Here is a 25,964-nt window from a genome sequence, read left to right on the forward strand (position 1 = left end):
TAGTTTACAGGTACCTGGAGAGTTCTCTTGAGCCAGGAATATACAGAAGATAAAGAAGTGTCACTTAAGCCGCTTAGTAGTGGTCGCCGTCTGCTCGAAGCGTTGCTGATCCTTGTTGCGCTATTCGCTGTCTATTTGATGGTGGCGCTGGTTAGTTTTAATCCCTCCGATCCCAGTTGGTCTCAGACCGCCTGGCATGAACCCATTCATAATTTGGGCGGCAACGTCGGTGCCTGGCTGGCCGATACGTTACTGTTTATTTTTGGAGTGATGGCGTACGCCATTCCGCCCGTGATCCTTGGTCTGTGCTGGATTACTTTTCAGCAGCGCGATCGCCAGGACTATATCGACTACTTTGCCGTGGGCCTGCGTCTGATAGGCGTGCTGGCGCTGGTGGTGACCACCTGTGGTCTTGCCGCGCTTAATGCTGATGACATTTGGTACTTTGCCTCCGGCGGGGTGATCGGCAGTCTGGTCAGTAATGCAATGGCACCGTATTTAAGCGGCGCGGGCGGGACGCTGGCCTTGCTCTGCCTTTGGGCTGCGGGGTTAACCCTGTATACCGGTTGGTCCTGGCTGACGATTGCCGAGAAAATCGGTGCGGTGGTTATGGGCGTGCTGACCTTTGCCAGCAATCGCTCGCGCAATGACGAAGCCTGGCATGAAGAGGATGACTATCGTCCGGCACCCACGATTAAAAGCGCGGTTCAGCTGGATGAAGACGATGACATTCTGCTGTCGCCGCCGCGTAGATTGCACGCCGTGGAAGATGAGACGGAAGAAGAGGATCCCCTGTTTGCTAAAGCACCGGTCGCTAACAGCGCCGCGATGACCCAGGCGAACGCCGAAGCTTCTGCATCCGCTCAGCCGGTAGTTCATGCTCTGAATGAGCAGAACGATTCTGTGCCAACTCAGGCGGAACAATCAGGTCCGGCACAGCCGGTTGTGTCAGCGCGCGATAATGTCGCGCCTGTAAACGTATCTCCTGCGCCTGCCGCAGCGGCGCAAAGCGAGAGCGTAAGCGCTGCGCCGCCGCTTTATCGTTTTGAAATGCCTCAGCAGTCAATCGACGTCTTCACGCCGGGTGCAGAAGACGAGGGTCCGCAAATGGGTAACTGGCAAGAGGCGACAACCTCATCACCAGCGCCAGCTGCGGCCACAGCCGCCGCTACGCAAGCAGGCGCCGTTCCTTTTATGCCGGCCACTGCACCTGAAGAGATTAATCCGCAGATCAAACAGGGCATCGGTCCAGAGCTTCCGCGTCCGAAACCGGTTAAGTTGCCTACGCGCCGTGAACTCGCTTCCTTTGGCATTAAGCTGCCTTCCCAGCGTCTGGCAGAGGAAAAAGCGAAGCAGGAGGCCCAGCAACAGGCTCTGTCTCAGCCTGCCGATGCGCAGTCAATTGCCGAAGACGAACACCAGTTACGTGATGCGTTTATGGCACAGCAGCAGGCGCGCTATGGCGCAGACTATGCCTCTGACGAGGATGAGGGTGCATTGCAGCAAGAGGCGCTGGCGCAGCAGTTCGCGCAGCAACAGCAGCAACGTTACGCACAGCCTGAACCGGCGGTGCCTGAGGTTCAGCAAGAGGGTAACGTTCAGCAGCGATATGCGCAGCCAACGCAGCCCGATAGTACTTATCAGCCGCAGCCGCAGCCGCAGCCGCAGCAGAATACGCTACAGCCGCGCAGTGAACATCTGGCAGATACGCCTCCTCAGGAGGCTGCAACGCCGCCGCGCGATACGCCAGCCTTTACGATCGATCCTGCTGCCGCTTTCGATTTTTCACCAATGAAAGATCTGATTGATGATGGTCCAGGCGAGCCGCTGTTTACTATTGCCGCTACGCCTGAGCCAGAGACTCCGGCAGCGGAGCCACAGTGGCAGCAGCCGGCATCAGCAGAGCCGCGTTATGCCTCTCAGCCGACGGATGTCCCGGCACCGCAGGTGACGCAGCCGAGCGAACCGGTTCAGCGCCCCATTGAGCCGCCCGTTTCTCAATGGCAAAGCAGCGCGTCGTCAGCCTTTACGCCCGCGGCCGTGGATGTTGCGCCACAGCCTGAAAGCCATGATTCGCTGACGGATAGCCTGATTCATCCTTTCCTGATGCGTCATGAGCAGCCAACCTATAAACCGACTACGCCATTGCCGACGCTGGATCTGTTAACCTCGCCGCCGGCAGAAGAAGAACCGGTAGATATGTTTGCGCTGGAACAGACTGCCCGCCTGGTTGAAGCGCGGCTGGCTGACTATCGGGTAAAAGCGGAAGTGGTTGGTATTTCACCAGGGCCGGTGATCACCCGCTTTGAACTGGATTTAGCCCCAGGCGTCAAGGCGGCACGCATTTCTAACCTGTCACGCGATTTGGCCCGTTCACTTTCTGCGGTGGCAGTGCGCGTGGTTGAGGTGATCCCGGGCAAACCTTATGTGGGTCTCGAACTGCCGAATAAGCATCGTCAGACCGTTTATCTGCGCGAAGTGCTCGACTGCGCCAGCTTCCGTGATAATCCTTCGCCGCTTTCTGTGGTACTGGGTAAAGATATTGCAGGCCAGCCGGTGGTGGCCGATCTGGCCAAAATGCCTCACCTGTTGGTGGCCGGTACTACCGGTTCTGGTAAATCGGTAGGCGTGAACGCGATGATCATCAGTATGCTTTATAAAGCGACGCCGGAGCAGGTGCGCTTTATTATGATCGATCCGAAAATGCTGGAGCTCTCGGTTTATGAAGGTATCCCACATCTGTTAACGGAAGTGGTCACCGACATGAAAGACGCGGCTAATGCGTTGCGCTGGAGCGTTGGCGAGATGGAGCGTCGCTATAAACTAATGTCTGCGCTTGGCGTACGAAATCTGGCGGGTTACAACGAGAAAATCGAGCAGGCGGAAGCGATGGGACGACCCATCCCGGATCCATTCTGGAAGCCTGGCGACAGTATGGATACGCTGCCGCCGACGCTGGAAAAGCTGCCCTATATCGTGGTCATGGTGGATGAATTCGCCGACCTGATGATGGCGGTAGGCAAAAAAGTGGAAGAACTCATTGCGCGTCTGGCTCAGAAAGCGCGTGCAGCGGGGATTCATCTGGTGCTTGCTACGCAGCGTCCGTCGGTAGATGTGATTACCGGCCTGATTAAGGCTAATATTCCAACGCGTATCGCCTTTACCGTATCCAGTAAAATTGACTCCCGTACGATCCTTGATCAGGGCGGTGCGGAATCCCTGCTGGGGATGGGCGATATGCTCTATATGCCGCCAAACTCCTCGATTCCAGTGCGTGTTCACGGCGCCTTTGTACGTGACCAGGAAGTGCATGCAGTGGTACAGGACTGGAAAGCGCGTGGTCGTCCGCAGTATATTGAAAGCATTACGGCGGGCGAAGAAGGCGACGGTGGCGGCCTGGGCTTAGATGGCGGCGACGAAGAGTTGGATCCGCTGTTCGATCAGGCAGTGGCCTTTGTGGTGGAAAAACGTCGGGCTTCGATTTCTGGCGTTCAGCGTCAGTTCCGTATTGGTTATAACCGCGCCGCGCGTATTATTGAGCAGATGGAGGTACAGGCTATCGTCTCTCCGCCTGGGCATAACGGTAACCGTGAGGTTCTTGCGCCGCCGCCGCACGAAATGTAATAAAACAGCGTTTGTGCTGTCAGACGCTATACGGGCCGGTAAAATCCGGCCCGTTGTTTATTTAAACATCAGAAACGGCTAACCGCGTCGCTTTCAGTATTTTCTCCTGTCAGGAAGCGAATTGTCAGTCTAATGTGTAATAAGGCCGCCTGATGCGGAATATAACGACTTAAAAAGGAATCGGTAGTCATGAAAAAATTAGTACTTGCTTGCGGTTTACTTTCAGCGTTGACCTCCGCCGGTGCGCTGGCCGATGCTTCCAGTGAATTACAGCAACGTCTGGATAAAGTCAGCAGCTTCCACGCCAGCTTTAGCCAGAAGGTTACCGACAGCAGCGGTTCGAATGTTCAGGAAGGTGAAGGGGAAATGTGGGTAAAACGTCCCAACCTGTTTAACTGGCATATGACCGCACCGGATGAGAGCGTTATTATTTCAGACGGTAAAACCCTGTGGTTTTACAATCCTTTCGTGGAGCAGGTCAGCGCTACCTGGCTGAACAGTGCCACCAGTAATACGCCGTTTATGCTGATTGCCCGTAATCAAAGCAGCGACTGGAAACAGTATAATGTGAAACAGCAGGGTGATAATTTTGAACTGACGCCGAAAACAGACGCCGGTAACCTCAAGCAGTTTATGATTAACGTTTCTGGTAACGGCACCATTAATCAGTTCAGCGCCATTGAGCAGGATGGACAGCGCAGCAGCTACGTGCTGAAAAGCCAAAATAATGGGCCGGTCAGCGCGGATAAATTTACCTTTACGCCACCGAAAGGGGTGACGGTAGACGATCAACGTCAGTGAGGTTGAGTTGAGTAATCTCTCCCTTGATTTTTCTTCCGAGCAGTTTCAACCGTTGGCCGCGCGTATGCGGCCAACCACGCTGCAACAGTATATCGGACAGCAGCATCTGTTGGCCCCGGATAAGCCGCTAACGCGCGCTATTGAAGCAGGCCATCTCCATTCAATGATCCTTTGGGGCCCGCCCGGCACCGGAAAAACCACGCTGGCTGAGCTGATTGGCCGTTACGGCAATGCCGACGTCGAACGGATTTCTGCCGTTACCTCCGGCATTAAAGAGATACGCGAAGCGATTGAACGCGCACGTCAGAATCGTCAGGCAGGGCGGCGCACCATTCTGTTTGTAGATGAGGTGCATCGGTTCAATAAAAGCCAGCAGGATGCGTTTTTACCCCATATAGAAGACGGCACCATTACCTTTATTGGCGCAACCACGGAAAATCCATCCTTTGAGTTGAATTCCGCGCTGTTATCGCGCGCGCGCGTTTATCTGCTGAAATCCCTGACGGTAGAGGATATCGAAACGGTATTGCAGCAGGCGCTAACCGATAAAGAGCGCGGGCTGGGCAAAGAGGATATCGTCCTGCCTGACTCAACCCGCCGGATGATTGCCGAACTGGTGAATGGCGATGCGCGCCGCGCGCTGAATACGCTGGAAATGATGGCGGATATGGCCGAAAGCGATGCGCAGGGCAAACGGGAATTAACGCCGCAGCTGTTAAATGAGGTATCCGGCGAACGCGCAGCGCGCTTTGATAATAAAGGCGATCGCTATTACGACCTGATTTCAGCGTTGCATAAATCAGTACGCGGCTCTGCTCCTGACGCTGCGCTCTACTGGTATGCCCGTATCATTACGGCGGGCGGCGATCCGCTCTACGTTGCGCGTCGTCTGCTGGCCATCGCTTCTGAAGATGTAGGAAATGCCGATCCACGAGCGATGCAGGTGGCGATTGCCGCATGGGATTGTTTTACCCGCGTCGGCCCGGCAGAAGGCGAACGCGCTATCGCCCAGGCGATTGTTTATCTGGCCTGCGCACCGAAAAGCAATGCGGTGTATACCGCCTTTAAGGCCGCGCTGCGCGATGCGCGTGAAAAACCCGATTTTGATGTGCCGGAACATCTGCGTAATGCACCGACGAAATTAATGAAGGAGATGGGATTGGGCAAGGCGTATCGCTATGCGCACGATGAGCCGAACGGCTATGCCGCCGGCGAAGACTATTTCCCCGCTGAGATGGCGCAAACGCGTTACTACCAGCCCACCAGTCGCGGGCTGGAAGGTAAAATTGGCGAAAAGCTCGCCTGGCTTGCGGAACAGGATCAAAATAGCCCGACAAAACGCTACCGCTAACCCAGACGTTGCGGTAAGGTTAGCGCAATAGCCGGGTGGATCCTGAAGGAACGCTTTGGTTCAAAACCTTTTTTTAATCACAGTAAGCACAGGATAAGCATGCTCGATCCCAATCTGCTGCGTAACGAGCCAGACGCAGTCGCAGAAAAACTGGCACGCCGAGGATTTAAACTGGATGTGGAAACGCTGCTCTCTCTTGAAGAGCGCCGTAAAGTGTTGCAGGTAGAAACGGAAAACCTGCAGGCTGAGCGTAATGCGCGTTCCAAATCCATCGGGCAGGCTAAAGCGCGCGGGGAAGACATTGAGCCGCTGCGTCAGGAAGTTAACGCGCTGGGCGAGCGTCTGGATGCGGCTAAAGCCGAACTGGATATCTTGCAGCAACAAATCCGTGATTTTTCTCTCGCTTTACCGAATCTGCCTGCAGATGAGGTGCCGCTGGGCAAAGATGAGACTGAAAATCAGGAAATTCTGCGCTGGGGCGAGCCGCGCCAGTATGATTTCCCGGTACGTGACCACGTTGACCTTGGCGAAATGGCAAAAGGACTGGATTTCGCCGCTGCTGTTAAGCTGACCGGTTCCCGTTTTGTGGTCATGCAGGGGCAGATTGCGCGTCTGCATCGTGCGTTGGGTCAGTTCATGCTCGATCTGCATACGCAGCAGCATGGCTATACTGAAACCTATGTGCCTTATCTGGTTAACCATGCCACGTTGTTTGGTACCGGACAGCTGCCTAAATTTGGCGAAGACCTGTTTCATACCCGCCCGCTGGAAGAAGAATCAGACAGCAGCAACTATGCGCTGATCCCAACTGCCGAGGTGCCGCTGACCAACCTGGTCCGCGACGAGATCGTTGAGGAAGAGTCCCTGCCGATTAAACTCACCGCCCATACGCCTTGCTTCCGTGCTGAAGCTGGCTCCTATGGCCGTGATACGCGTGGACTGATCCGTATGCACCAGTTCGATAAAGTTGAGATGGTGCAGATTGTTCGTCCGGAAGACTCCATGCAGGCACTGGAAGAGCTGGTGGGCCATGCAGAAAAAGTGCTGCAGCTGTTGAATCTGCCTTACCGTAAAGTGCTGCTCTGCACCGGTGATATGGGTGCCAGCGCGGCGAAGACTTACGATCTGGAAGTCTGGCTGCCGGCGCAGGATACTTACCGCGAGATCTCTTCCTGCTCTAATATGTGGGATTTCCAGGCTCGCCGTATGCAGGCACGCTGCCGCAGTAAGAATGATAAGAAACCGCGTCTGGTTCACACGCTGAATGGCTCAGGCCTCGCAGTCGGTCGTACGCTGGTGGCGGTGCTGGAAAACTATCAGCAGGCTGATGGCCGTATCGAAGTACCAGAAGTGCTGCGCCCTTATATGGGCGGATTAACCATGATTGGTTAATACTTTTCGTGAACTATCAGGCCTGCCGCTAATTCCGGCGGGCTTTTTTTTATTAAAATAAATATATCGTTATCTTTTGCAGCAATAAATATAATTCCCTGATTTACAAGGGCGGCTTTCTTTTTCTGTATAAACTTTATTCTGCAAAAATCCTTTCAGGATAAAAATATTAAATCGGCCCAGGGCAAATTGTGCGGCGTGTAAATCGGGCTGATTGACTTTAAAAACAAGAGTGGCAATATTCGCGCACTTTCTCTTTTCTTCCCTGTGATTTAGCCAATGTTCACCTGGTCTCGTCCCGTTGTGCTGTTGCTCTGCGGCCTGCTGCTGCTGACAGTTTCTATTGCCGTACTTAATACTCTGGTGCCTTTGTGGCTGACACACGACAATCTGCCCACCTGGCAGGTAGGCATGGTTAGCTCATCTTATTACACAGGTAATCTTATCGGGACTTTACTGGCGGGCTGGCTGATTAAACACTATGGATTTAATCGCAGCTACTATTTTGCTTCGCTGGTTTTTGCTGTCGCCACGGTGGCGCTGGGGATGAATGAGGGCTTCTGGAGCTGGACGCTTTGGCGTCTGGTGGCAGGTATTGGCTGCGCCTGGATTTGGGTGGTAGTGGAAAGCGCATTGCTTTGTAGCGGCACGTTGCGTAATCGCGGTCAGCTGCTGGCTGCCTATATGATTGTTTACTACCTGGGCACGGTGGCCGGTCAGTTGCTGGTAAGTAAAGTCTCTACCGAATTGCTGAACGTCTTGCCTTGGATCACCGCCGTGATTGTCGCTGGCGTACTGCCGGTTATCTTTATGAAAATTACCGCTACCGCGAGTGAGGAAGATGGCGCCCCGGCTCGCATGTGGCCAATGCTCCGTCGCCGCAGTTCACGGCTTGGCATCAACGGTTGTATTATTTCCGGCATTGTACTTGGCTCGTTGTATGGCCTGATGCCGCTTTATCTTTCTCATCAGGGGATCAGCGACGCTAACGTCGGCTACTGGATGGCGTTACTGGTGAGCGCGGGCATCGTAGGGCAGTGGCCGGTAGGGCGTATGGCCGATCGTTACGGTCGTCTGCTGGTGCTGCGCGTGCAGGTGTTTATTGTGATCCTTGGCTCGATTGCCATGCTCAGCAATATGGCTATGGTTCCGGCACTGTTTATCCTGGGCGCTGCCGGTTTTACGCTTTATCCGGTAGCCATGTCATGGGCATGCGAGACGGTCAAGCACCATGAACTGGTGGCGATGAATCAGGCTCTGCTGCTGAGCTATACCATTGGCAGCCTGGCAGGGCCGAGTATGACGGCGATGCTGATGCAAAACTACTCCGATCGCTTACTGTTCGTGATGATAGCGGCCGTTGCGTTCATCTATCTGGTTATGCTGCTGCGTAAAGCAGACCATCATATTACACCTGTGGCGCAGGCATAATCAGTATAAAAAAGGGCGACGGTGAAGTCGCCCTTTTTAGTGGGTTACGGATTAATACATGACCTTATGACCGTACCCTTCCAGAATATGTTTGATGCGTTCCATCGTGTCAGCCCTGGGCGGTTTAACCCCGTCGAGCTTGTATTCTTCCCCCATGGCGATCCATTTATGCTTGCCTAACTCATGATAGGGAAGCAGTTCAATCTTCTCGACGTTTTGCATATCGCGCGTAAATTCGCCAAGGCGATGCGCGGAGTCGTCGTCATCGGTATAGCCCGGCACGATGACGTAGCGTATCCAGGTTCGGATGCCTTTTTTAGCAATATAGCGAGCAAAGTCCAGGGTGCGATGATTAGAGACGCCAACCAGAATCTGATGAACATCGTCATTAATCTGTTTCAAATCGAGCATCACCAGATCGGTCACTTCCAGCAGCTCATCAATTACCGGATCGTAACGACGTACAAAGCCGTTGGTATCAAGACAGGTATGAATGCCTTCCGCCTTACAGGCGCGGAACCAGTCGCGAACAAAAGCGGCCTGCAGTATCGCTTCACCACCTGAAGCGGTAACGCCGCCACCGGAGGCGTTAATGAAATGGCGATAAGAAAGAACATCTCTCATCAGCTCTTCTACCGTAACCTCTTTCCCGCCATGGGTATCCCAGGTATCGCGATTATGGCAGTAAAGGCAGCGCATCAGGCAGCCCTGAAAAAAAGTGATAAAGCGGATGCCTGGGCCATCAACGGTGCCACAGGATTCGAATGAGTGAATACGACCGACGGATGATGACATTGCGATGTGTTCTCCAAAGTGAACCTGCCTGGCAGGTGACGCAGTCTTTAATGGCTGCTGCGTTAAGTGAGTCTGTTTTGCCAGATGACCCCAGTATAGATCTCTGGCAAACCAGGCTGCTGGTAAAAAGGCTCCCGCAGGAGCCTTTTATTAGCACAAGGAGCGATTACAGCGACTGGGTGAAAGTACGTGTAATAACATCCTGTTGCTGTTCTTTAGTCAGCGAGTTGAAACGTACCGCATAACCTGAAACGCGAATGGTCAGCTGCGGATATTTTTCCGGATGCTCCATCGCGTCCATCAGCATTTCACGGTTCATAACGTTAACGTTAAGATGCTGACCGCCTTCAATTGCCGCTTCGTGATGGAAGTAACCATCCATTAGACCCGCCAGGTTAGTTTTACGCACATCGTCATCTTTACCCAGCGCGTTCGGTACGATAGAGAAGGTATAAGAGATACCATCTTTAGCGTAAGCAAACGGCAGCTTAGCGACAGAAGTTAGCGAGGCAACCGCGCCTTTCTGATCGCGACCATGCATTGGGTTAGCGCCAGGGCCAAAAGGTGCGCCAGCACGACGACCATCTGGAGTGTTACCGGTTTTCTTACCGTAAACCACGTTGGAAGTAATGGTCAGCACAGACTGAGTCGGTACGGCGTTGCGGTAGGTATTCAGTTTCTGAATTTTCTTCATGAAACGTTCAACCAGGTCGCAGGCCAGATCATCAACGCGCGGATCGTTGTTACCAAACTGCGGGTATTCACCTTCGATTTCAAAATCTGTTGCCAGGCCATCTTCATCGCGAATCGGTTTTACTGTGGCATATTTGATAGCTGAAAGTGAGTCTGCCGCTACGGACAGGCCGGCAATACCACAGGCCATGGTGCGGTAAACGTCACGGTCATGCAGTGCCATCAGCGCAGCTTCATAGCTATATTTATCATGCATATAGTGAATGATATTCAGCGCGGTGACATACTGTTTAGCCAGCCAGTCCATAAAGTGGTCCAGACGAGCCATTACGGTATCGAAATCCAGCACATCGTCCATGATCGGCGCTTCTTTCGGGCCGACCTGCATTTTCATTTTTTCATCGACGCCGCCATTGATTGCGTACAGCAGCGTTTTGGCGAGGTTGGCGCGAGCACCGAAGAACTGCATCTGTTTACCGACAATCATCGGGCTTACGCAGCAGGCGATGGCATAATCATCATTATCAAAGTCCGGACGCATCAGGTCGTCGTTTTCATACTGGACGGATGAGGTGTCGATAGAGACTTTAGCCGCATATTTTTTGAAGTTAATCGGCAGCTGTTCTGACCACAGAATAGTCATGTTCGGCTCCGGAGACGGCCCCATGGTGTACAGGGTGTTCAGGAAGCGGAAGGTGGTTTTTGTCACCAACGTACGGCCATCCAGGCCCATACCTGCCAGGGATTCCGTTGCCCAAATCGGGTCGCCAGAGAAGAGCTCATCATATTCAGGTGTACGCAGGAAACGCACCATACGCAGTTTCATTACCAGATGGTCAATCAGCTCTTGTGCTTCCTGCTCGCTGAGTTTACCTGCCTGCATGTCGCGTTCGATAAAGACATCAAGGAAGGTTGAAACACGGCCAAAGGACATCGCTGCGCCGTTTTGTGATTTCACTGCAGCCAGATAGCCGAAGTAGGTCCACTGTACTGCTTCACGTGCATTGGTTGCCGGGCGAGAGATATCGCAGCCATAGCTTGCTGCCATCTCTTTCAGCTGGCCCAGCGCGCGATGCTGGTCGGCAATCTCTTCACGCAGACGAATAGTCGCTTCCAGATTAACGCCATTGATCAGATCGTCCTGCAGGGAGGTGAACTGCGCAAATTTATCCTGCATCAGATAATCGATACCGTACAGCGCGACACGACGGTAGTCGCCGATAATACGGCCACGACCATATGCGTCCGGCAGACCGGTCAGCACGCCAGATTTACGGCAGCGTAAAATTTCCGGAGTGTAAACGTCGAACACGCCCTGGTTATGGGTTTTACGGTATTCGGTAAAGATTTTTTTCAGCTGTGGGTCCAGCTCACGGTTATAGGCTTTGCAGGAACCTTCCACCATTTTGATCCCGCCAAAGGGGATAATGGCACGTTTCAGCGGAGCGTCAGTCTGTAAGCCGACAATTTTTTCCAGGCTCTGATCGATATAGCCTGCATCATGTGAAGTGATGGTTGCTGCAACGCTGGTATCAAAATCAACCGGCGCATGGGTACGGTTTTCAATTTTGATGCCTTCCAGCACTTTGTTCCACAGCTGGGTAGTCGCATCGGTAGCACCGGCCAGGAAGGATTCATCTCCTTCATACGGCGTATAGTTTTTCTGAATAAAATCGCGAACGTTAACTGATTTCTGCCATTCACCTGCGGTAAAGCCTTCCCAGGCGGCAGCCAGTTTCTCATTGAGCTCGGTCATAATATACCTACCTTCTGATAAAAGTTCTTTTTTGGAGCCAACAGAAAATTCTCTGTCGGCTCGAATTCGTTATGCTGTTACTGCTAGTGCGCACCGTTGCCGCGCAGATAAATAACCCAGTAGGTTAACCCTACCAGCAGCCCACCACCGATAATGTTGCCAATGGTGACGGGGATCAGGTTATCCATGATGAAATGGCTCAGCGTCAGGTTTGGAAACTGTGCGGCCGTTGCGCCCGTTGCCTGCCAAAACGCCGGTGATGCAAAATCATGAATAACGATTGCCATTGGAATCATGAACATATTGGCGATGCTGTGCTCGAAACCGCAGGCAACGAACATCGCGACGGGCAGGGCCATGGCAAGCATCTTGTCTGTCAGGCTGCGGCCTGAGTAGCTCATCCAGATGGCCAGGCAAACCATTAAGTTAGCCAACGTACCGAGGCAGACAGCCTCAATGAAAGAGTGATGCATTTTATGGTCGGCGGTTTGTAAGACATTCAATCCCCACGCGCCGTTAGCCACTTCATGCTCGCCGGAAAACCAGATAAGGCCGACAAAAAACAGCGCGCCAAACAGGTTACCGATATAAACGTTTATCCAGTTGCGAGCCAGTTGACCCCAGCTAATGCGTCCGCTGGCTTTCGCCACAACAATTAAAACGGTTGAAGTAAACAGATCTGCACCGCACACCACGACCAGCATAAGTCCCAGCGAAAAACAGAGGCCGCCAACCAGTTTCGCCAGGCCATAAGGAATATCAGCCGTGCCTGTTGTTGCGGTAATATAAAAAACGAAGGCAATGGAAATAAATACGCCTGCGTTAATGGCCAAAAAAAAGGTAATTAAAGGATGTTTTGTGGCTTTATAAACGCCCGCTTCTTCAGCGACTTTCGCCATTGCCTGCGGCAATAATAAATTGAAAGGGTTGTCAGCATTCACACTAACGTACTCCCATGAAATATTGTCGTAGAGATACTAACAAAGGAGTATTTAGTGAAAATTGATTTAGATCATATTAGCCGAGTGGCTGAAAAGGATTAGTCGCAATAAATACGCGGTTTTTCTATCTATGTTGCTGATAATTAATAATAAAATTTATTTTAAATTATGCATTTAAAATTGAATTAGGCATTTAATGCACAATGCGAAATGGTTATATAAAAAATATTACTCATTAAATGTTAGTAAGTTGAAATTTAAAATAACCGATTGGCAACATTGCGCTAACTAAAAAGCCAGCTGGGTTCATCAGCTGGCTTCGATTCCAGAAAAACAGGGCTATTTATTTCCAGTTATTACGCTTGGCCTGCTGCAACTTTTCATAAGCAGCCAGCAGAGCCTGATGAGCAGGGAACGCCTGCAGATCAAGATCAACAGGCTGCAGACCATAGAAAGGCATCTCACCGTTGATAGCGGCAGAAGCGGCTTCAACAGCCTCAGCACCATACATCCTGACAAAGGCATGATAATACTGGGTCGGGTCGCGCTCTTCTTCTTGGGAAAGCAGCAGGAGCGTTTGCAGGCAGCGATAGTAGTTAGCGCGTTCAGCAGAGAAGACTGAACCATTAAACTCCATTGTCCACTCAGTCCAGATTAACGCCTGATCAAGATCGCCGCCGGCCAGAGCCAGCATCGCTTTTAGCTCGCCGATACGCAGGGTATACCAACCATTATCTTTACCGGTAGCCAGGCCAAGCAGCTCACGGACGCGAGTAAAATCATCATGTCCTTCTTCATCTAACTGCTCGATCAGCGCCAGATAATCTGCTTGATTCCATTGACTGCCAGGCAACGCTAACACCGTTTCACGCAGGCCTGCGCCCATATTGTTATTTGCCAGCAGCAGATCTTCCGCCGGATAAATATCAGACATGCCCGGAACAATGATGCGACAGGCGTAAACATCCAGATGCTCATAATCCGCAATATAGACTTCTTTATCTTCAGCCTTGAAAATAGCCATCAGCGTCGCGAATTCTTGTTCTGTGCTGCCGTCAAAGCGCCAGTCTACAAACGGATAGTCAGACTCTTCTTTGAACAAATCCCATGAGATTGAACCGCTGGAATCGATAAAGTGCGTCTCCAGGTTGGCATGTTCCGCCACCTCTTCATCATCGAAAGTCGGCGGAGTAAAAACATCCAGATCCTTCAGGCTGCGACCCTGCAGCAGCTCTGTTACGGTACGCTCCAGCGCCACGCCAAAATCTGGATGAGCACCGAATGAAGCGAAGCAGGTGCCGTTGGTCGGATTAAATAACACAACACAAATAACCGGATATTTGCCGCCTAACGAGGCGTCATAAGCAAAAATTGGGAAACCTTCTGCTTCCAGACTATTGATGGCTTCAACAACGCCCGGATAGCGATCCAGGACATTCTGCGGGATCGCCGGCAGACTGATCGCTTCTGCAATAATGCGGTTCTTCACATAACGTTCAAACACTTCCGAGAGGCCCTGTACGCGTGCTTCATTACGCGTATTGCCCGCGGACATGCCGTTAGAGACATACAGGTTGCCAATGATATTCATCGGAATGTACACCGTCCGCTCGTCAGATTGACGGGTAAAGGGCAGGGCACAGATCCCGCGCTCGGCATTACCCGACTGCAAATCGATAAGATCGCTGGCGCTCAGCTCATTTTCCGGATCGTAAAACTCACGCAGGCGCGGATCCAAGATACCTTCCGGCAGGCTGTCATCATCCGGCAGCGGGAACCATTTTTCATTGGGATAATGAACAAACTCGCCGTTAGCAATCGTCTCGCCTAACCAAAAATCAGCGAAGAAATAGTTTGTCGACAAGCGTTCAAAATACTCACCCAACGCGGAGGCCAGCGCAGCTTTCTTACTTGCGCCTTTACCATTCGTAAAGCAAAGCGGGCAATCGCGGTCACGAATATGCACCGACCAGACGTGGGGCACGGGATTCAGCCAGGAGGCCTCTTCAATATTGAAACCAAAGTCCTGCAGCTTCTGTTGGAAGCGGGTAATGGAATCTTCCAGCGCGGCGTCTTTGCCGGGGATAAAGGTTTGAGTCATGTAGCCTACTATATGATGTTGGTTGAGCGTAAAGCGCGCAATGATACGTACTTTCCGGCGCTGGCGCTATTGGCGGACAGCGATTTCGTCGCTGCTATTATGGCAAAATTACCATTTTCTTACTGGTTCAATAATTTCACTCAGCGCGGAACCTCACAAAATATCGTGCTGCTTTGCTTTCGCCATACAAGCTGTTGCGGCAGGCCACTGGAAAATGTGATCGCGCCCGGATAAATGTTTGCAGCATGCTGAAGGCAGTGATAAAACCGATAGCCTATTCATAATCAACAGATCTGACAGTGGTGACGGGAAATGACGCAGATTTATAATTTTAGCTCCGGTCCGGCAATGCTGCCGGTAGAAGTGCTTCGCCGTGCAGAACAAGAGCTTTGCAACTGGAATGGATTGGGCACTTCCGTGATGGAGATCAGCCATCGCAGCAAGGAGTTTATTCAGGTTGCAGAAGAAGCAGAAAAAGATCTGCGCGATCTGCTGAAAATCCCCGATAACTATAAAGTTTTATTCTGTCAGGGCGGCGCACGCGCGCAGTTTGCCGCAGTGCCGATGAATCTGTTGGGCGCGGCCAAAACCGCAGACTATATCGACGGCGGCTACTGGGCGCATAGCGCTGTTCAGGAAGCACAAAAATACTGTACGCCTAACGTGATTGACGCGAAGATTCAGGTTGATGGCAAGCGCGCTTTACTGCCTATGCGCGAATGGGCATTAAGCGATGAGGCTGCGTATGTTCATTTCTGCCCAAATGAAACCATCGATGGCCTTGCCATTGATGAACAACCTGATTTTGGCGATAAAATCGTAGTGGCCGATCTCTCTTCCACCATTCTTTCTCGTCCACTGGATATCAGTCGTTACGGCGTTATCTACGCCGGAGCGCAGAAAAATATTGGCCCTGCCGGGCTGACGCTGGTCATTGTACGTGACGATCTGCTGGGCAGCGCCCAGCAGGCGCTGCCCAGCGTGCTGAATTATAAAGCGCTGGCGGACAATGATTCTATGTACAATACCCCGCCGACTTTTGCCTGGTACCTTTCTGGTCTGGTATTTAAATGGCTGAAAGAGCATGGCGGCATCAGCGAAATGGATAAAATCAACCAGGCCAAAGCCGATTTGCTGTATGGCGTTATTGACCGTAGTGATTTCTATCGCAATGACGTTGCCGTCAGCAACCGTTCACGGATGAATGTGCCTTTCCAGCTGGCTGATGCCGAGCTGGATAAACTTTTCCTTGAAGAATCTTTTGCCGCCGGGCTGCATGCTTTGAAAGGGCATCGCGTTGTCGGCGGAATGCGCGCGTCTATCTATAACGCTATGCCGCTGGAAGGCGTAAAAGTCCTCACCGATTTCATGATTGATTTCGAACGTCGGCACGGCTGATCCCGGTTTCATATTTTCTACAAACCTTGTCCTGGCACGAGGTTTTCTTGTACTGGCTTTACGGAGAGAAGTTTTCACATGCAGGAATCCCTGACACTACAACCTATAGTCCGCGTTGACGGCACGGTAAATTTGCCTGGCTCAAAAAGCGTTTCTAACCGCGCCTTACTGCTGGCTGCGCTGGCTCAGGGAACGACACGCCTGACTAATCTCCTGGACAGCGATGACGTTAAACATATGCTTAATGCGCTTGGCGCTTTAGGCGTTGGCTATAAGCTGTCAGCAGATCGTACCGTCTGTGAAGTTAACGGCGTCGGCGGGCCGCTAAAAGCGGAAAAGGCGCTGGAGCTGTTCCTGGGCAACGCCGGAACCGCTATGCGTCCACTGGCTGCGGCGCTCTGCCTGGGCAGCAATGACATTGTTCTGACCGGCGAGCCACGCATGAAAGAGCGCCCCATCGGTCACCTGGTTGATGCGCTGCGTCAGGGCGGCGCGCAAATTGATTATCTCGAGCAGAACGACTATCCGCCGGTACATATTCATGGCGGTTTCGTCGGCGGCGAAGTGAGCGTAGATGGCAGCGTCTCAAGCCAGTTTTTAACGGCTCTGCTGATGGCTGCGCCGCTGGCAGCGCAGGACACCCATATTGTGATCAAAGGCGAGCTGGTATCAAAACCCTATATTGATATTACGCTGCATCTGATGAATACCTTTGGCGTCAGGGTAGAAAACAGTAATTACCAACGCTTCTCGATTCGTGGGCAGCAGCGTTATATCTCACCCGGCAACTATCTGGTGGAAGGCGATGCCTCTTCTGCCTCTTACTTTCTTGCCGCCGCCGCGATAAAAGGCGGTACGGTGCGCGTTACCGGCGTGGGGCGTAATAGCGTACAGGGCGATATCCGTTTTGCTGACGTGCTGGAAAAAATGGGCGCTAAAATCGAGTGGGGTGATGATTATATTGCCTGTACACGTGATAAATTACAGGCTGTGGATCTGGATATGAACCATATCCCCGATGCGGCAATGACCATTGCTACTGCGGCGTTATTTGCTGAGGGCACAACGGTATTACGCAATATCTATAACTGGCGGGTGAAAGAAACCGATCGGTTATCTGCGATGGCTACCGAACTACGTAAAGTCGGCGCTGAAGTAGAAGAGGGCCATGACTTTATCCGTATTACACCTCCGCAACATCTTACTTCAGCACACATCGGCACCTATAACGATCACCGCATGGCGATGTGTTTCTCGCTGGTAGCGCTCTCTGATACTGCCGTTACCATCCTTGATCCAAAATGTACGGCAAAAACTTTTCCGGACTACTTTGAACGTCTGGCGGCTATCAGCACCTTAGCCTGAAAAAAGGCCGTCAGCGCAGATTTAAGCGGTGGCGGCTGAACCGTTACGTTATTTTATCTGTGAGCGGAAGTTCCTAAAAAGAAGATTATTTGGTGCCTGTCTGTCCTTAAAGATAACGTTCTTAATGATTGCAGCGTATAATATGCCGCGACTTATGAATGCAGGTAGCAATAAGAACGACCAGCAGCGACAGGAGAATAAAATGACGGCAACAGCCCCGGTAATTACCATTGATGGTCCAAGCGGCGCGGGCAAAGGCACGCTCTGCAAGGCAATGGCTGAGGCGCTGCAGTGGCATCTGCTTGATTCTGGTGCTATTTATCGCGTATTAGCGTTGGCAGCGCTTCATCATCAGGTAGATATCGAATCAGAAGAGGCGCTGGTGCCTATCGCCGCGCATTTAGATGTGCGCTTTATCTCTACCGATGGGGAAATGGCGGTCATTCTAGAAGGCGAAGATGTAACGGGTGAAATCCGTACGCAGGAAGTGAGCAATACGGCCTCGAAAGTGGCGGCCTTTCCTCGGGTACGTGAGGCGTTATTGCGTCGTCAACGTGCGTTTCGCGATGCGCCAGGCCTGATTGCCGACGGTCGTGATATGGGCACGGTGGTTTTCCCCGATGCGCCAGTAAAAATTTTTCTGGACGCCAGCTCCGAAGAGCGTGCACACCGTCGTATGCTACAGTTGCAGGAGAAGGGCTTTAGTGTTAACTTTGAACGCCTTTTAGCCGAGATAAAGGAGCGCGACGAGCGTGACCGTAACCGAGCTATTGCGCCGCTGGTACCCGCGCAAGATGCGCTAGTGTTGGATTCAACCAGCATGAGTATTGAGCAGGTGATTGATACCGCGCTCAATTATGCCCGTGAAAAACTGGCATTATCGTAGGCTGGCGGCTGAACAGATGTAATAACCTGGTGATAAGGAACGTCATCAGGCATGTTAAACAACCCCATCCGGCAGGAAGTCAGGTGGACGTTAAATTTACCTATCTAAAGATTAAATATGACTGAATCTTTTGCTCAACTGTTTGAAGAATCCCTGAAAGAAATCGAAACCCGCCCGGGTTCCATCGTTCGCGGTGTTGTTGTTGCTATCGACAAAGATATCGTACTGGTTGACGCCGGTCTGAAATCTGAGTCCGCCATTCCGGCTGAGCAGTTCAAGAACGCCCAGGGCGAGATTGAAATCCAGGTTGGTGACGAAGTTGACGTTGCTCTGGATGCAGTAGAAGACGGCTTCGGTGAAACCCTGCTGTCTCGTGAGAAAGCGAAGCGTCACGAAGCATGGCTGATGCTGGAAAAAGCTTACGAAGAAGCTGCAACTGTAACTGGCGTGATCAACGGCAAAGTCAAGGGCGGCTTCACTGTTGAGCTGAACGGTATTCGTGCGTTCCTGCCAGGTTCTCTGGTTGACGTGCGTCCAGTGCGCGATACGCTGCACCTGGAAGGCAAAGAGCTTGAGTTCAAAGTAATCAAGCTGGATCAGAAGCGCAACAACGTTGTTGTTTCTCGTCGTGCCGTTATCGAATCTGAAAACAGCGCAGAACGCGACCAGCTGCTGGAAAACCTGCAGGAAGGCATGGAAGTCAAAGGTATCGTTAAGAACCTCACTGACTACGGCGCCTTCGTTGACCTGGGCGGCGTTGACGGCCTGCTGCACATCACTGACATGGCGTGGAAACGCGTTAAGCATCCGAGCGAAATCGTCAATGTTGGCGACGAAATCACCGTTAAGGTGCTGAAGTTCGATCGCGAGCGTACCCGTGTGTCTCTGGGCCTGAAACAGCTGGGCGAAGATCCGTGGGTAGCTATCGCTAAACGTTATCCGGAAGGGACTAAACTGACCGGTCGCGTGACCAACCTGACTGACTACGGCTGCTTCGTTGAAATCGAAGAAGGCGTTGAAGGCCTGGTACACGTGTCTGAAATGGACTGGACCAACAAAAACATCCACCCGTCCAAAGTTGTTAACGTTGGCGACGTGGTAGAAGTGATGGTTCTGGATATCGACGAAGAACGTCGTCGTATCTCTCTGGGCCTGAAACAGTGCAAATCCAACCCATGGCAGCAGTTTGCGGAAACCCATAACAAGGGCGACCGTGTTGAAGGTAAAATCAAGTCAATCACTGACTTCGGTATCTTCATCGGCCTGGAAGGCGGCATCGACGGTCTGGTTCACCTGTCTGACATCTCCTGGAACGCGACTGGTGAAGAAGCGGTTCGTGAGTACAAAAAAGGTGACGAAATCGCCGCTGTTGTTCTGCAGGTTGACGCAGAGCGCGAGCGTATCTCCCTGGGCGTTAAGCAGCTGGCAGAAGACCCGTTCAACAACTACATCTCTCTGAACAAGAAAGGTGCAATTGTTACTGGTAAAGTAACTGCAGTTGACGCTAAAGGTGCTACAGTTGAATTAGCAGACGGCGTTGAAGGCTACCTGCGCGCTTCTGAAGCTTCTCGCGACCGTATCGAAGACGCAACTCAGGTTCTGAATGTTGGTGATGACGTTGAAGCGAAATTCACTGGCGTTGATCGTAAAAACCGTGTTGTAAGCCTGTCTGTACGTGCTAAAGACGAAGCTGACGAAAAAGATGCTATCGCTACTGTTAACAACAAACAGGAAGAGAGCAACTTCTCTAACGCTATGGCTGAAGCATTCAAAGCAGCTAAAGGCGAATAATCGTCTTCAGGCTCCGGGTCGCCTTTGGGCGCCCGGTTCCTGTAGCAAGCTGTCAGACCATTCCCACAGGGATTAACCGGAGGATTAATGACCAAGTCAGAACTTATTGAAAGACTTGCGGCCCAGCAAACTCATATCCCGGCGAAAGCCGTAGAGGATGCGGTAAAAGAGATGCTTGAGCATATGGCCACTACGTTGGCTCAGGGTGAACGCATCGAAATCCGGGGGTTTGGCAGTTTCTCTTTGCATTACCGTGCGCCGCGCGTTGGCCGCAATCCTAAAACTGGTGATAAGGTGGAACTGGAAGGTAAATACGTTCCCCATTTTAAACCCGGTAAAGAATTGCGCGATCGAGCGAACATTTACGGCTAAAGTAAAATGACGATATATAAAAAAACGACACGTTGTGTCGTTTTTTTTTGCTTTCGATTCAGTGAATGCGCGCATGTTCACAGCGAGCCGACAACCTTTGTAAACCCAGGAATTTCTTTGCGTCATTGCTTTCAGCAATGCCAGCTTTCCGCTGTGCGTAGCCTGTCAATTCGGCATACTCATCCTTCGTTTATAAGGATGAAACCATGCCATATTCTCTCCATGTGCTGGCTTTATTAGCCACGCTCGCGACATTGCCCCTGCTGTTTTTGGCGCAGTTGCCGGAACATAACAGCCTGGTCTGTATGCTAATTGCAGCGCTGGCGTTTTTCATGCTGCCGCAGCGGGCGTTACGCTATATGGCAACCGCTGGGATATTAATGGTCTGGGCATTACTGGCCGCGCGCCAGGCCACGGAACCGCTCGCTAAATTAACTGAAGGGATCATTAAGGTACCCGCAGAGATCGCTCAGGTTCGGCATGATAAGGCACAGCTAAAGGTAAAAATAGTTGAGTATGATAATCAGCGGATATTTCCCCCGGTTTATGCCAGCGTAACAGCAGATAAGTTTCAGCAGAAATGGTGTATGGGGCAACGTTGGGAAATGACGCTGCGTCTGCGCCCGGTACATGCGCGCTTAAACGAAGGGGGTTTTGACGCCCAGCGATTCGCTCTGGCTAATCATACGCCGCTACAGGGCAGACTGCTGGCTGCCAGATTGCTCAGTAGCGACTGTTCATGGCGTCAGCGCCTGATGAACCATGCTCAGCAGCAATATCAGCATCTGCCCTGGCACGGTGTAATGACTGCCTTGCTCTTTGGCGATCGGCAAGAGGTTAATGCTGACACCCGCGCTCTGTTGAGGGATACCGGAATTGCGCATTTAATGGCCATTTCCGGTATGCATATCAGTCTGGCTGCCTCGCTGGGATGGCTGGCGGCCAGAGCCTTACAATATTTGTTGCCGACATGGCGCATAGGCTATGCGTTGCCGCTATCGTTCAGCCTGTGCGTCGCCGCAATCTACTGTTGGCTGGCAGGCAATAGCCCACCGGCTATAAGGGCCATGAGTGCGTTAACACTATGGACGCTGGTGCGCTTTCAGGCGATCAACTGCAGCAGCTGGCAAATTTGGCTGATCTGCGTGGGCGGGATCCTGTTTGTTGATCCCATGGCGGTTCTGTCGGACAGCTTTTGGCTTTCGGCCGTGGCGGTAGCCATTTTGCTGTTTTGGTTTCAGTGGTTTCCATTGCCTGCCCGCTGGCGCTGGCGCAAGCGCTGGATGCTTCTGCAACTCATGCATTTGCAGTTGGGGATGTTGCTGTTACTGGTCCCCATTCAGATTTATATCTTTCATGGCGTAAGTTTGTCCTCTCTGCCAGCTAATCTGCTGGCTATACCCGTGGTCTCTTTTATCACGGTGCCGGCCTTGTTGTTGGCGATGGTGATGCCCGCCAGCTGGCTTGCCTTTCCGCTTTGGTGGATGGCCGATCGCTCTCTTGCGCTAACCTTTTATCTCTTAACCCTTTTGCCGGAGGGATGGCTATGGCTGGGGAAAAAGGCGCTGATCGCCAGCTTTATCATCTGGCTACTTTTTATCGCTTTTCGTCTGGGATGGTGGCGACGCGCGCCGGCGGCGTTAATTGCTACCTGCTGTCTGCCCGCGCTGTGGCATATCACCCGTGTTGAGCCTGAGTGGCGGCTGGATATGCTCGACATTGGTCATGGCCTGGCAATTGTTATCTCGCAAAATGGACACGCGCTGGTGTATGACACCGGCAATCGCTGGCCTGGAGGAAGCGCCGCCCGGCAAACTCTGTTGCCATGGTTAAACTGGCACGGTCTGTCGGTGGATGAAATCATTATCAGCCATCAGCACCTCGATCATATGGGGGGATTAGCTGATATGCAGCAGGCCTGGCCTGGGGCAGTGGTACGTAGCGCGCTTACCTTGCCAGGACATCAACCCTGTATTGCGGGAACGCGCTGGCAATGGCAGCAGTTGACTTTTGATGTACTGTGGCCGCTGGCGACAAGCGAGCATGGCAATAATAATGACTCTTGTGTGGTGCGGATTGATGATGGACGCTACCGGGTACTGTTGACGGGCGACGTGGAAGCGGCTGCGGAAAAAGCGCTACTGCGACGCGATCGTCTGGCGCTACAGGCCGATATTATTCAGGTGCCGCATCATGGCAGCAAGACCTCATCGACCGCAGCGCTGTTACGCAATGTTAAGGGAAGCGTGGCGCTTGCTTCGGTGGCGCGTTATAACACCTGGCGTTTGCCTTCGGTTCAGGTTATCGGGCGCTATCGTAAAAATGGCTATTACTGGCGCGATACTTCGCGTTCCGGGCAGCTTAGCGTGGGTTTTTATCATGATGGATGGCAAGTCAAGGGGTTAAGAGAACAAATAATGCCCCGCTGGTATCATCAGTGGTTTGGCGTACAGAGCGAATCCAGGTAAAATGAGCGGCTATTTCAAACAATGCTGGTTAAATAATGCATCAAGATAAAGATCTCTCAACATGGCAGACTTTTCGTCGCCTTTGGCCGATGATCGCACCGCATAAAGCGGGACTGATTGCGGCAGCCGTAGCGCTTATCATCAACGCGGCAGGCGATACCCTTATGCTGTCATTGCTGAAACCTTTACTGGATGAAGGCTTTGGTAAGGCCGATAAGTCGGTCTTAATATGGATGCCGTTGGCGGTAATCGGCCTGATGTTGATTCGCGGCGTCTCGAGTTATATTTCAAGCTACTGTATTTCATGGGTTTCCGGCAATGTTGTCATGAATATGCGTCGTCGCTTATTCAATCATATGATGGGAATGCCGGTCTCCTTTTTCGATCAGCAGTCCACCGGGACACTGCTGTCGCGTATAACCTATGATTCTGAACAGGTTGCCTCTTCTTCTTCCAGCGCTCTGGTTACCGTAGTACGCGAAGGCGCGTCGATTATCGGCCTGTTTATCATGATGTTTTACTACAGCTGGCAGCTGTCGCTGATCCTGATTGTGCTCGCACCGATTGTTTCTATAGCGATTCGTACCGTCTCCAAACGTTTTCGCAGCATCAGTAAAAATATGCAGAACACCATGGGGCAGGTAACCACCAGCGCTGAGCAGATGCTGAAAGGGCACAAAGAAGTACTGATTTTCGGTGGTCAGGATGTGGAAGCGGAGCGTTTTGATAAAGTCAGCAACCGCATGCGTCATCAGGGAATGAAGCTGGTTTCTGCTTCATCTATTTCCGACCCTATCATTCAGCTGATCGCTTCTCTGGCGCTGGCTTTTGTGCTTTATGCCGCCAGCTTCCCCAGCGTAATGGATACCCTGACGGCAGGCACCATCACCGTGGTCTTTTCTTCAATGATTGCGCTGATGCGTCCGTTAAAGTCATTAACCAATGTGAATGCTCAGTTTCAACGCGGCATGGCCGCCTGTCAGACGCTGTTCTCTATTCTTGATAGCGAGCAGGAAGTGGATACCGGCAAGCGTGAAGTTGAACGAGCGAAAGGGGATATCGAATTCCGTAACGTTACGTTCTGCTACCCAGGTCGCGATCTCCCGGCACTGCGTAATATCAATCTGACCATCCCGGCAGGTAAAACCGTGGCGCTGGTCGGACGTTCCGGCTCGGGTAAATCGACCATCGCCAGCCTGCTGACGCGTTTTTACGATATCCAGCAGGGGGAGATCCTGATGGATGGTCACGATCTGCGTGAATATACTCTGCGCTCTCTGCGTAATCAGGTTGCGCTGGTCTCGCAAAATGTTCATCTGTTTAACGATACCATTGCTAACAACATCGCCTACGCGCGAAACGACGTCTATAACCGCCAGGAGATCGAAAAGGCCGCCGAAATGGCACATGCCATGGACTTTATCCGCAAAATGGATAACGGCCTGGATACCGTTATTGGTGAGAACGGCGTTCTGCTTTCCGGCGGACAGCGTCAGCGTATCGCCATAGCTCGCGCGCTGCTGCGTGACAGCCCGATCCTGATTCTTGACGAGGCGACTTCGGCACTGGATACCGAATCTGAACGTGCTATCCAGACCGCGCTGGATGAACTGCAGAAAAACCGTACTTCGCTGGTTATCGCGCACCGCCTCTCCACTATCGAAAAAGCTGATGAAATCGTGGTGGTTGAGGATGGACAGATTATTGAGCGCGGCACGCATGATGAATTGCTTAGCCAGCGGGGCGCCTATGCGCAGCTGCATAAGATGCAGTTTGGTCAATGATTGAGCGTATCTGGAGCGGTCGCTCGGCGCTCTATTTGCTGCTGTTGCCGTTCAGCCTGCTGTATGGGCTGATCGCCAGCCTTATCCGGCTGAGCTATCGCCTTGGCCTGCGTCACGCCTGGCGTGCGCCGGTTCCGGTGGTAGTGGTGGGGAATCTCACTGCAGGCGGTAACGGTAAAACGCCGGTGGTTATCTGGCTGGTGGAGCAACTGCAGCAGCGGGGGCTGCGCGTCGGCGTAGTCTCACGTGGCTATGGCGGCAAGGCCGAGCGTTATCCGCTACTGCTGAACGCTGCAACCTCGACGCTGGAAGCGGGCGATGAGCCAGTACTGATCGCTCAGCGTACCGGTGCCCCGGTTGCCGTCGCGCCGGTACGCAGTGATGCGGTTAAAGCCTTGCTCGCCGCCGGTCCGCTGGATCTGATCGTGACTGATGATGGTTTACAGCATTATGCGCTGGCACGCGATATGGAAATTGTTGTGGTCGATGGCGAAAGGCGCTTCGGCAACGGCTGGTGGTTACCTGCCGGCCCGATGCGTGAGCGCGCCAGCCGGTTGCAACAGGTGGATGCCGTGATTATTAACGGTGGAGAGGCCAGGCAAGGCGAGCTGTCAATGACGCTTCAGCCGGGCGAAGCGATAAACCTGAAGACCGGGGCCAGCCGTCAGGCAGCAGCCTTATCGCCGGTGGTGGCGATGGCGGGTATCGGACATCCGCCGCGCTTTTTCTCTACGCTGCGTCAGCATGGGGTTGAGGTTATCCAGGCCATCCCTTTTGCCGATCATCAGGCCTACAGCGAAGCGAGCCTGACAGCGCTGACTCCGAACAATGAACCCTTGATCATGACGGAAAAGGATGCGGTAAAGTGCCGGGCTTTCGCTCATGAGAACTGGTGGTATTTGCCGGTTAGAGCGCATTTCTCCACGACGGCAGAGCCACTACTGCAAAAAATTATCGCGCTGTGCCGTTAGCGGTTTAACAGCGTTGAGCAGAGCCACTAAACTGGTGCTATCCG

At 52.4% G+C, this 25,964-nt stretch carries 18 protein-coding genes; 14 read left to right on the plus strand and 4 right to left on the minus strand.

Annotated features, from left to right (window positions below):
- Positions 1 to 27: 27 nt before the first annotated feature.
- The 5 genes from ACQE3Y_RS06075 (at position 28) to ACQE3Y_RS06095 (ending at position 8,599) form a co-directional block, all read left to right on the plus strand.
- Positions 28 to 3,624, plus strand: a complete 3,597-nt coding sequence (locus ACQE3Y_RS06075) for a DNA translocase FtsK 4TM domain-containing protein (protein WP_426981082.1) — start codon at positions 28 to 30, stop codon at positions 3,622 to 3,624.
- Positions 3,625 to 3,813: 189 nt separating this feature from the next.
- A complete protein-coding gene (gene lolA, locus ACQE3Y_RS06080; protein WP_085067430.1) occupies positions 3,814 to 4,425 on the plus strand; it encodes an outer membrane lipoprotein chaperone LolA in 612 nt (203 codons plus the stop codon).
- A 7-nt stretch (positions 4,426 to 4,432) separates the two neighbouring features.
- Positions 4,433 to 5,776, plus strand: coding sequence for a replication-associated recombination protein A (locus ACQE3Y_RS06085; protein WP_426981083.1), 1,344 nt, complete (start codon positions 4,433 to 4,435; stop codon positions 5,774 to 5,776).
- A 99-nt stretch (positions 5,777 to 5,875) separates the two neighbouring features.
- A complete protein-coding gene (gene serS, locus ACQE3Y_RS06090) occupies positions 5,876 to 7,168 on the plus strand; it encodes a serine--tRNA ligase (RefSeq protein WP_085067428.1) in 1,293 nt (430 codons plus the stop codon).
- Between the two features lie 279 nt (positions 7,169 to 7,447).
- Positions 7,448 to 8,599, plus strand: coding sequence for an MFS transporter (locus ACQE3Y_RS06095; RefSeq protein WP_426974231.1), 1,152 nt, complete (start codon positions 7,448 to 7,450; stop codon positions 8,597 to 8,599).
- Between the two features lie 51 nt (positions 8,600 to 8,650).
- Here ACQE3Y_RS06095 and pflA read toward each other — a convergent pair whose 3' ends face one another.
- From pflA to ycaO, 4 genes are all read right to left on the minus strand, one after another.
- Positions 8,651 to 9,394, minus strand: coding sequence for a pyruvate formate lyase 1-activating protein (pflA, locus tag ACQE3Y_RS06100; RefSeq protein ID WP_426974232.1), 744 nt, complete (start codon positions 9,392 to 9,394; stop codon positions 8,651 to 8,653).
- A 166-nt stretch (positions 9,395 to 9,560) separates the two neighbouring features.
- Entirely contained in the window at positions 9,561 to 11,843 is a 2,283-nt protein-coding gene (gene pflB / locus ACQE3Y_RS06105) for a formate C-acetyltransferase (protein WP_250652259.1), read from the minus strand.
- Between the two features lie 83 nt (positions 11,844 to 11,926).
- On the minus strand, positions 11,927 to 12,784 hold the full coding sequence (focA, locus tag ACQE3Y_RS06110) for a formate transporter FocA (RefSeq protein WP_426974233.1): 858 nt from the start codon (positions 12,782 to 12,784) through the stop codon (positions 11,927 to 11,929).
- A gap of 343 nt (positions 12,785 to 13,127) precedes the next feature.
- Positions 13,128 to 14,885 carry a 30S ribosomal protein S12 methylthiotransferase accessory factor YcaO gene (gene ycaO, locus ACQE3Y_RS06115; RefSeq protein WP_426981084.1) on the minus strand — a complete coding sequence of 586 codons (1,758 nt, stop codon included), beginning with the start codon at positions 14,883 to 14,885 and terminating at the stop codon, positions 13,128 to 13,130.
- Here ycaO and ACQE3Y_RS06120 point away from each other — a divergent pair.
- The 9 genes from ACQE3Y_RS06120 (at position 14,877) to lpxK (ending at position 25,920) form a co-directional block, all read left to right on the plus strand.
- On the plus strand, positions 14,877 to 15,119 hold the full coding sequence (locus tag ACQE3Y_RS06120) for a hypothetical protein (protein WP_426981085.1): 243 nt from the start codon (positions 14,877 to 14,879) through the stop codon (positions 15,117 to 15,119). The genes ycaO and ACQE3Y_RS06120 overlap by 9 nt on opposite strands.
- 78 nt (positions 15,120 to 15,197) lie before the next feature.
- Complete coding sequence (gene serC, locus ACQE3Y_RS06125; RefSeq protein ID WP_426981086.1) at positions 15,198 to 16,283, plus strand: 3-phosphoserine/phosphohydroxythreonine transaminase; 1,086 nt, start codon at positions 15,198 to 15,200, stop codon at positions 16,281 to 16,283.
- Positions 16,284 to 16,361: 78 nt separating this feature from the next.
- The gene (gene aroA, locus ACQE3Y_RS06130) at positions 16,362 to 17,648 is read left to right on the plus strand and encodes a 3-phosphoshikimate 1-carboxyvinyltransferase (protein WP_426974237.1); all 1,287 of its coding nucleotides are present in this window, start codon (positions 16,362 to 16,364) and stop codon (positions 17,646 to 17,648) included.
- Between the two features lie 202 nt (positions 17,649 to 17,850).
- On the plus strand, positions 17,851 to 18,534 hold the full coding sequence (cmk, locus tag ACQE3Y_RS06135) for a (d)CMP kinase (protein WP_085067419.1): 684 nt from the start codon (positions 17,851 to 17,853) through the stop codon (positions 18,532 to 18,534).
- Positions 18,535 to 18,651: 117 nt separating this feature from the next.
- Positions 18,652 to 20,325, plus strand: coding sequence for a 30S ribosomal protein S1 (rpsA, locus tag ACQE3Y_RS06140; RefSeq protein WP_085067418.1), 1,674 nt, complete (start codon positions 18,652 to 18,654; stop codon positions 20,323 to 20,325).
- An 87-nt stretch (positions 20,326 to 20,412) separates the two neighbouring features.
- Complete coding sequence (ihfB, locus tag ACQE3Y_RS06145) at positions 20,413 to 20,697, plus strand: integration host factor subunit beta (RefSeq protein ID WP_038627039.1); 285 nt, start codon at positions 20,413 to 20,415, stop codon at positions 20,695 to 20,697.
- Between the two features lie 206 nt (positions 20,698 to 20,903).
- On the plus strand, positions 20,904 to 23,165 hold the full coding sequence (locus tag ACQE3Y_RS06150; protein WP_426981087.1) for a ComEC family protein: 2,262 nt from the start codon (positions 20,904 to 20,906) through the stop codon (positions 23,163 to 23,165).
- A 35-nt stretch (positions 23,166 to 23,200) separates the two neighbouring features.
- Positions 23,201 to 24,949 carry a lipid A ABC transporter ATP-binding protein/permease MsbA gene (msbA, locus tag ACQE3Y_RS06155; protein ID WP_426981088.1) on the plus strand — a complete coding sequence of 583 codons (1,749 nt, stop codon included), beginning with the start codon at positions 23,201 to 23,203 and terminating at the stop codon, positions 24,947 to 24,949.
- A complete protein-coding gene (lpxK, locus tag ACQE3Y_RS06160; protein WP_250652267.1) occupies positions 24,946 to 25,920 on the plus strand; it encodes a tetraacyldisaccharide 4'-kinase in 975 nt (324 codons plus the stop codon). The genes msbA and lpxK overlap by 4 nt, the downstream gene beginning before the upstream one ends.
- The last annotated feature ends 44 nt before the right edge of the window (positions 25,921 to 25,964 follow it).

The sequence above is a fragment of the Pantoea sp. FN0305 genome, assembly GCF_050113845.1.
GTDB lineage: Bacteria > Pseudomonadota > Gammaproteobacteria > Enterobacterales > Enterobacteriaceae > Mixta > Mixta alhagi.

Coding starts and splice junctions, on each gene's coding strand:
- lolA (WP_085067430.1), top strand. CDS start 3,814: ATGAAAAAATTAGTACTTGCTTGCGGTTTACTTTCAGCGTTGACCTCC.
- serS (WP_085067428.1), top strand. CDS start 5,876: ATGCTCGATCCCAATCTGCTGCGTAACGAGCCAGACGCAGTCGCAGAA.
- ACQE3Y_RS06095 (WP_426974231.1), top strand. CDS start 7,448: ATGTTCACCTGGTCTCGTCCCGTTGTGCTGTTGCTCTGCGGCCTGCTG.
- pflA (WP_426974232.1), bottom strand. CDS start 9,394: ATGTCATCATCCGTCGGTCGTATTCACTCATTCGAATCCTGTGGCACC.
- pflB (WP_250652259.1), bottom strand. CDS start 11,843: ATGACCGAGCTCAATGAGAAACTGGCTGCCGCCTGGGAAGGCTTTACC.
- ycaO (WP_426981084.1), bottom strand. CDS start 14,885: ATGACTCAAACCTTTATCCCCGGCAAAGACGCCGCGCTGGAAGATTCC.
- serC (WP_426981086.1), top strand. CDS start 15,198: ATGACGCAGATTTATAATTTTAGCTCCGGTCCGGCAATGCTGCCGGTA.
- aroA (WP_426974237.1), top strand. CDS start 16,362: ATGCAGGAATCCCTGACACTACAACCTATAGTCCGCGTTGACGGCACG.
- cmk (WP_085067419.1), top strand. CDS start 17,851: ATGACGGCAACAGCCCCGGTAATTACCATTGATGGTCCAAGCGGCGCG.
- rpsA (WP_085067418.1), top strand. CDS start 18,652: ATGACTGAATCTTTTGCTCAACTGTTTGAAGAATCCCTGAAAGAAATC.
- ihfB (WP_038627039.1), top strand. CDS start 20,413: ATGACCAAGTCAGAACTTATTGAAAGACTTGCGGCCCAGCAAACTCAT.
- ACQE3Y_RS06150 (WP_426981087.1), top strand. CDS start 20,904: ATGCCATATTCTCTCCATGTGCTGGCTTTATTAGCCACGCTCGCGACA.
- msbA (WP_426981088.1), top strand. CDS start 23,201: ATGCATCAAGATAAAGATCTCTCAACATGGCAGACTTTTCGTCGCCTT.
- lpxK (WP_250652267.1), top strand. CDS start 24,946: ATGATTGAGCGTATCTGGAGCGGTCGCTCGGCGCTCTATTTGCTGCTG.